Origin of the sequence: Mesorhizobium sp. M6A.T.Cr.TU.014.01.1.1 (genome assembly GCF_004022765.1) — a bacterium.
GTDB lineage: Bacteria > Pseudomonadota > Alphaproteobacteria > Rhizobiales > Rhizobiaceae > Mesorhizobium > Mesorhizobium mediterraneum.
The window spans coordinates 1-6800 of sequence record NZ_RZPG01000057.1; the positions used below are offsets into that span (position 1 = coordinate 1).

Sequence of the window (6800 nt, forward strand, 5' to 3'; positions counted from 1 at the left end):
CACCATCACTCAACCGTTTGTCGTCACCGAAACCGGGCACGAACCCCTGACCAAAATACCCCGCCAGCTCTTCGTTAAGTAGGCAAGACCAGCAACTCTCTCAATGAGAACGCGGCTCCGATAATTCGGCGCCGCGATAATATGCGGCATATGGATTAGCCTCGCCTCGGTGGTGTCGCCATCGGCAGTGACGTTGGGGACCATGCGGACATCGGTGTCGGAAACTCCCTTAGCACCCGGTGAGGACCGCCTTGTTTGTGAGGAGGTGAAGCGTTTTTGTCATGGTTGATTTAACGACCACGATGCAAGCAGCGAGGATAGCCAGGTGTCCATTCATTGGATGGCGATTGTGAGTGGGACGGGTCGGCTTCGGAGTTGGTCGACGGCGCTGAAGGAGCCCGGGTTCACGGTCACCGAAGGTGGCGCGCCGACATGATCTCGATCGGTCGCTGATTTGTGGCTGGCACCGCGCCTTTGGGGGTGAGACGCGCTCGTGCGGCGGGCGCCTTTCTGCCGGTTGAAGTAGTCGGCGGCGCCGCGGCAGCGACAGAATCTCGCGCCAAGTATGACCAGTGCTCCTGTACCGGGTGCGGGGGATCGAAATCGAGGTCTCGGATGCAACGTGATCTCGATCCCGAAGAACCCGTCTACGCCGGCGCCTATGTCTATGGTAAGTGCGAGAAGCGCACCGAGACGTCGATGGCCGCGTTCGCAAGAGCTATGGCCATTACACGCCGGCCAGCGAGTGCGGGTGGTGCTCAAGGGCCATCACGAAGCCTATATCGAATGGAGCGACTACGAACGGAACCAGGAACCGCTCGCGGCCAACGCCTATGGCAAAGCCGGCCGCGTCAAGTCGGGCCGCGGCAGTCGCGCGCTCCCGGTTTCATTCCTATGGTCGATACGGGCGAAAGCTAGTTTGTCATGTATGCCGGGCGTGGCCAAGGTTATCCGGTATATCGCTGCGAGCGTGGCACCTCATGATGGCGCAGGCGCAATGCATGTCGTTCAAGGGTTTCGTACCGACGCGGCGGTGACACGCGAAGCGCTGGACGCGGTTGCGCCGATGGCGGTCGAAGCGGCGTTGGAGGCTGAACGGATGCAGCTGGAGAGCGAAGCCCAGCGGCATCAGATGAACGAGACCTGCAGCGGGCGCGCTATGGGGCGTGGCTTGCCGAGCGCCGTTGTGCCGCCTGCGGCACCGAGAACCGGCGCACTGCCGCCCAGTTCGAGAAGAGCTGGGAAGCCACGCTCACGCGCGTAGAGACCTGGGAGGCCAGGCAGAGTGAGGTACGGCCGTGGCGCCCGTCCGTCGATGCGGTTCCGGAGTCACGGGTCGCCAAGGATCTTGAAGCCGCCTGGAATGCGCCGAGCGTCGACGTGCGCTGTCGCCAGCCGCTGCGCGCCTCATCAAGGATATCGCGGGCGGACGTTGACGCTACGCGCGAGATGATCCTGACCATTCACTGGCACGAAGGTCAGCACTCGCAGGTGCGCAAATCCGGCGAGCATGGCCAGCGTACACCTGAACAAGCCTTGGAAATCATGCGATCCATGGAAACGCGGTGGTCGGATGCCGAAATCGCGGCCACGCTCAACCGCATGGCATGCAGACCGGTTGGGGAAAGACCTGGACCGCTCGTCGCGCCAAATCACTGCGGACAGTTCAGGGACGGCATATTGCCCGCCGACAGGGATGCGCGGTTCGCCCTACCAAATCCGCGCCAGTGATCTTGAAGATGAACGGCTCAAAGCCGATTTGGCGCGCAATACTCAGCGTCGCATCAACGACGACAATCAGGAATCGCTGTTTTCCGCCATTTGAAGAGGGGTGCGGAATCAGTCTTCGCCCTCGGTCGAAGTCGTGGCTGTTCGCCGGCTCCGAACGCGGCGCTGCCCGGGCGGCGGCCACAACGACGCCGATCATGACTGCAAGCTACCGGCCTCGAGCCTCACTACTACCTGGCCGACGTCATCACCCGCATCATCGCCGGCCACCCACAAAGCCGGATCACGATCTGCTGCCATGAGTCTACCTACCCGAGCCGCTCATGGCCGTGGCCTGAAAGCAGCGGTTACAATGGTGTAATCGACCAAGCAATTAACTCGACAGCATGCTGAAGTATCGCCTGGGTCTGAGCAAAGCTGGGCGAAACGGCGATGACATGTCCGATGCAGTCTCTGTAATCACTTTTCCTGACGATCGGCGTCTTGGGTTTAACAAACAACTTGACCTCGGCGACACCTGGTACAGCAGCCGCGCGACCGTCGCCATCGATCCAATCCAGGGTGCCATCGCGATCAGCAGTTAGGAACCGCACGGCCGCAGTGTACGAATGCTTTCTGCGCAAGTTATATTCGTCGCCGACGACAAGCTTAATGTGCTCGGTGACGAGATCGATGCCGTAAGCCAGCTCAACCAATTGAGGAGTAGACATGCCAGCAAGACGCGGATTGACTTCAATGACGACTGGGCCACGCTTCGTCCACCGGAGTTCAACGTTCGTTGGCCCCCAGCCAAGGCCGAGAGCGCGCAGACAGCTCAGCGAAACATCGGCGATACGATTATGCTCGTCAGCAGCCAGCGGGGCCGGATAGGTGCACTCACGATAAACGAAAGTCGGTGGGCGGCCAAAGCCAAGGGCGGCAATTGCAATGACCTCATTTCCCATTATGTCAATGGTATAATGCGCGCCTTGTGCGAATTCTTCGACCAGTATCCTTGGCAGCGACCGCCATATGTGACTCCCGCCCAACAGATAGGTCGTATGTTCGGCCAATTCATCTAGACTGCGGCACAATCGGACCCCCATGCTGCCGCTGCCTACGGCTGGCTTAACAATCACCGGCAGGCCGATCCCCGCAGCGGCGCTTTCCACGCCCGCCGCATCCGCCGCCACGCGATAAGCAGGTATCGGAACGCCGGCCTTCTCGAGGAGCTGACGCTGAGTAGCCTTATCGCAGCATCGTTCAATCGACTCAGGGTTCGGTCCGGGTAGATCGAAGTACCGGCTGAGCTTGCCGGCTGTCGCATAGAACGACTCCACTGAGCACGTGATGCCAGCAATGTCATAGGTCGCACTTAGCCGGGAACATTCACGGATCAGCGCATCGAGATTGTCCGTATCGACACGGACTACCTCACTGCCTTCCATCGCAAGATAGTCGTGCCGATTTGGATCAGCCGATAGGGTAATTGGATGAAGACCAAGACGCTGGGCCGCTTGGACATATAGAAGACCATTACCCGTTGTACTGCCTTCAATCAGGATGAGTGCTCTTCTTGCCATTGGCTGTTGACTCCGGTGTTTGTGCTGCGCGGTGGTCCGAGGCGTAAATCGGCATTAGCTCTTTCAGCCGTGCCTGACCTCAGGCTTATGGGTAAAGTACCACCGTCAGCGATTTGCCATCGCTAAGATTCTGTGAAATTTTCTTACAGGATCTTTGCACCGTTTAATGCCCGCGGCGTGGCACGGCGCGTCTCGACGATGTTCGATGGGTGCGATGTTCAAGGGACGCCGGTTTGACTTTCAGTGATCCCGCTTTGTCGTGCTGCCTTCCTATTATTGTCAAGCGAAGTGAGGATTTGACCCCCGCATTGCCTCACGTTGATTGTTACCAATAGGGTCGCCGTCCCGAGGGGATGAAGCCGTTGTTGTCATCCTGATTCGGAGGCGGGATGGCGGGGCGGGTTAGCATGGCGACACGGTTGGAATTGATTGAAGCAATTATCGAGCGATATCGATCGAGCTGCCGGGCCGACAAGCAACGGATTTTGGACGAGTTCGTCGCAGTTACCGGCTATCATCGCAAACATGCGATCCGGGTGTTGCGACCTCGCGCTGCCGGTCCCTCGCCCACCAGACAATATCCGGTGCTTTATGGCGCCGAAGTTCTGGAGGCGCTGGTGGCATTGTGGGAGGCGTCCGATCGCCTTTGCTCGAAACGGCTGAAACCGCTGATTCCCATTTTGCTGCGGGCTCTTGAGCGGCATGGCCGGCTCGATCTGGATGGCGAACTTCGCGACAAGCTGCTGACGATCAGTCCAGCGACGATGGATCGCCTGCTTTCGGAAGTACGTGAGGTAGCTCGCGGCGGGCAGCGCCGGACTGAGTTCTGCGGTGCGTCGGTCGGTTCCGGTGCGCACCTTCGGCGACTGGAACGATCCGCCGCCCGGATATGTCGAGGTCGACTTCGTTGCCCATTCCGGCACCTCTTCGTCCGGCAGCTTTGTGCAAGCGATGGTCTTGACCGATATCGCCACAGGCTGGACCGAGTGCGTGCCGGTGCGGACGCGAGAAAGTGGTCTTGTCATCGCTGCCATCAAGCGGGCCAGGTCGTTGTTCCCCTTTCCGCTTCAAGGCGTGGACTTTGACAATGACAGCGCCTTCATGAATGAACTCGTGGTCTCCTGGTGCAGAAGTCAAGGATTGGAAGTGACGCGTTCCCGTGCTTATCGGAAGAATGATCAGGCATGGGTCGAACAGAAGAACAGTGCCATCGTTCGTCGCCTGGTCGGCTATGGCAGGTTCGTGGGTGCGGAAGCCACGGCGGCACTTGTTCGTCTCTATGACGCAGTGCGGCTGCACGGCAATCTCTTCCAGCCCTCGTTTAAGCTGCGAGAGAAGACCCGTATCGGCGCGCGTGTGATCAAGCGCTATCATCCGCCAGCGCCGCCGGTCGAGCGTGTATTGGCCCATCCCGAGGTGCCGGAGGTCGACAAACAGCTGCTGCGTGCGATGCTCGCAACGGCGGACCCGGTGATGCTGTTCACCGGCATCCGTGCGGCACAGGAAGATTTGGGAAGACGCGTCGATCGTCGTGGAGTGCAAGCAACGCCACAGGAACCGGTCGTCATCGATCTGCAGCGCTTCACCGCAAATCTGAAGACGGCTTGGCAGGGCGGTGAGGTGCGCCCCACCCATAAAAGGCCTCCCGCAGCGGTCCTAGCGAGAGCGCAGCTTGTATGGTGAACGATATAGGCAACTCGCAACGCTGTGAAGCGGGCGTTAGGGCGACCGCGGCGTGCGGCCTCACCCGGACGGTATCCTTGCTGGTTGAGCGGTTCTGCGATCTCGGAATAGACGTGGTCCTCGAGGAGTCTATCGCCCAGTTCGACGATGCCGGGCTGCGTGTTGACCTGCTGGGCAGAAGAATTTGGGCTCAGGGTGGTGGGCGTCTCTGGATCTTCCCGCACATGAACCTTGGTGGCTCCTTCCGTCGGCAGCTTGACGATAGTGACATCCTTCATGATGTGGGAAAGCAGTCGCTTGCGCTCGCGGTTTGGTGCATCGGGATCCGCCCAGAGCTTTTTGAAATCCACCGTCATTGCAACCAGCCGCTCGCGGACAGCTTCATCAAGGATGAATTGATCGTGCTCCCGGGCACGCTCGCGCTCTTCGCAGGCCTTGGCCAAGATACGGAGCTTCTCGTTCCATTTGGTTTCGAGTGTGTCGGCGACGAGACGATTATCCGGATCGACCAGCATGAAACGGCGTTGGGCGAGATCGGCCTCGATCTTGGCGCGCTCGACAACGCAGCCGATCTGCTTCTTCATGCCGGGCGTGGATCTCCTCGCGGGCGTCGAGCGCCAGTTTAACGGCGGCCGGCGTCATCTGCTCGGCAACCAGCCTGCCAAAACGCGGCTACTTATTTGCACGCAGATGATCCATGGCGCTCGCACCGCTCTGGGTCGCGCCGGCGGCAAACAGGATCCGCGAGGCCTCTGGCTCGGCAAGTTGCGGACGGCGCCATCCCAATGTGGCGGCGGTCGCGCTCGCCAACAAGAATGCGAGGATCGTCTGGTCGATGCTCTCGGGTAATGCTGCCTATCAACGGACCTGTCGGTGAAAGCAGCCTGACGGTCCCTGGAGAGCGAGAAGGAGGTCCCACCTCGGCAATTGCAGCAAAATGGCAGGAGATGCCCGTCGCTTCCAGAACCTGGTGTGTGGACCGGCACCGCGGACGCCGGAATGCGCCCCATGGGACTGTCGGCTGGATGCTCTTAGGCTGCTGAGGGACATGAGATCCGCACAAACGGCGTCTTGTCGCCATCGCCGAAATCAATGGCCCACGCCACCGCCCATGACCGAGCCCGCGCTCGATCGGTTCCTCTCAGGATTGCGAACTGCGTGGAAGGAGGGCGAAATCCCGCCCCACCGCGAAGCTGAAACCAAAGCAAAAGCGAGAACGGCGACGACCTGATTCTCTTGCAGGAGTGACTGACGAATTGCGGGCTTGGTTTGACGAAGAACCGTGGCGGAGCCGGGAACTGCTCGAGCGTACCCAGAGAAGTGTCAGCTGAAGGGTCGCAGCGTGGGAAACATCCTGGTGAGGCAACGGAAGAATCGTTGGGAGCATTCCAAGGTGAGGCATACGCACTCTCACTTTGATTGCCGCACCGAACCACAAACTGGTCGATTCGCATAGGCATCCGCCGACGATATCCGGTCATCAGTCAGAAATTTCTGCCAAAAAGCAGAACAGACCCAGTGTGGCAAACATACCTTCACGTGACTAGCTCGCGCGCGGCGTCTCCTTCGGCGGGTTCTCTGTGTAAGTGTCGACCCTCCTGTGGCGAGAGGGCTGCCAGGAGCGGCAGAAAGCCTGTGGTGTCAAGGCTAGCTATCGCCGTGAGGATCTCTTCCTGCCACTGCGGGTGAACGTTGTTTCGGGTGATGTTCTTGAACTTCTCCACTACCTGTTCGCTAGATAACGGGTTAGCGACATCGCCAAGAGGATATCGTACGATCATTTCTTCCGGCCCGCTGCCCTGGTCTATGACAACGCGAGCAGGCGTT

General features: G+C 59.7%; 5 protein-coding genes and 3 pseudogenes. 6 read left to right on the forward strand and 2 right to left on the reverse strand.

Translation table 11 applies throughout. The features are described from left to right. Nucleotides 1-745 precede the first annotated feature (745 nt). From EN885_RS32780 to EN885_RS34595, 3 genes and pseudogenes are all read left to right on the forward strand, one after another. A complete protein-coding gene (locus tag EN885_RS32780) occupies nucleotides 746-1264 on the forward strand; it encodes a hypothetical protein (RefSeq protein ID WP_126063836.1) in 519 nt (172 codons plus the stop codon). A gap of 246 nt (nucleotides 1265-1510) precedes the next feature. Beyond that, on the forward strand, nucleotides 1511-1825 hold the full coding sequence (locus EN885_RS32785; RefSeq protein ID WP_126063837.1) for a hypothetical protein: 315 nt from the start codon (nucleotides 1511-1513) through the stop codon (nucleotides 1823-1825). A 34-nt stretch (nucleotides 1826-1859) separates the two neighbouring features. Further along, nucleotides 1860-2121: pseudogene (locus EN885_RS34595) on the forward strand (transposase domain-containing protein); the annotation flags it as partial. Here the strand turns inward: EN885_RS34595 and EN885_RS32790 are convergent. Further along, on the reverse strand, nucleotides 2076-3290 hold the full coding sequence (locus EN885_RS32790) for an acetyl-CoA carboxylase biotin carboxylase subunit family protein (protein WP_126063838.1): 1215 nt from the start codon (nucleotides 3288-3290) through the stop codon (nucleotides 2076-2078). The pseudogene EN885_RS34595 and the gene EN885_RS32790 sit on opposite strands and share 46 nt — an antisense overlap. Before the next feature lie 849 nt (nucleotides 3291-4139). On the opposite strand from EN885_RS32790, the gene EN885_RS34600 reads away from it, so the two are divergent. From EN885_RS34600 to EN885_RS32805, 3 genes and pseudogenes are all read left to right on the forward strand, one after another. Continuing rightward, the gene (locus tag EN885_RS34600) at nucleotides 4140-4973 is read left to right on the forward strand and encodes a transposase family protein (RefSeq protein WP_245493192.1); all 834 of its coding nucleotides are present in this window, start codon (nucleotides 4140-4142) and stop codon (nucleotides 4971-4973) included. A gap of 77 nt (nucleotides 4974-5050) precedes the next feature. Next, nucleotides 5051-5599, forward strand: a complete 549-nt coding sequence (locus EN885_RS33760; protein ID WP_164897968.1) for a hypothetical protein — start codon at nucleotides 5051-5053, stop codon at nucleotides 5597-5599. A gap of 127 nt (nucleotides 5600-5726) precedes the next feature. Continuing rightward, a pseudogene (locus tag EN885_RS32805) lies at nucleotides 5727-5850 on the forward strand (IS110 family transposase); the annotation flags it as partial. 658 nt (nucleotides 5851-6508) lie between these two features. Here EN885_RS32805 and EN885_RS33985 read toward each other — a convergent pair. Continuing rightward, a pseudogene (locus EN885_RS33985) lies at nucleotides 6509-6800 on the reverse strand (hypothetical protein); the annotation flags it as partial.

Excerpts from the sequence above, each read along its gene's own strand:
- EN885_RS32790 (WP_126063838.1), bottom strand. The coding sequence starts at position 3,290 with ATGGCAAGAAGAGCACTCATCCTGATTGAAGGCAGTACAACGGGTAAT.
- EN885_RS32785 (WP_126063837.1), top strand. The coding sequence starts at position 1,511 with ATGGCCAGCGTACACCTGAACAAGCCTTGGAAATCATGCGATCCATGG.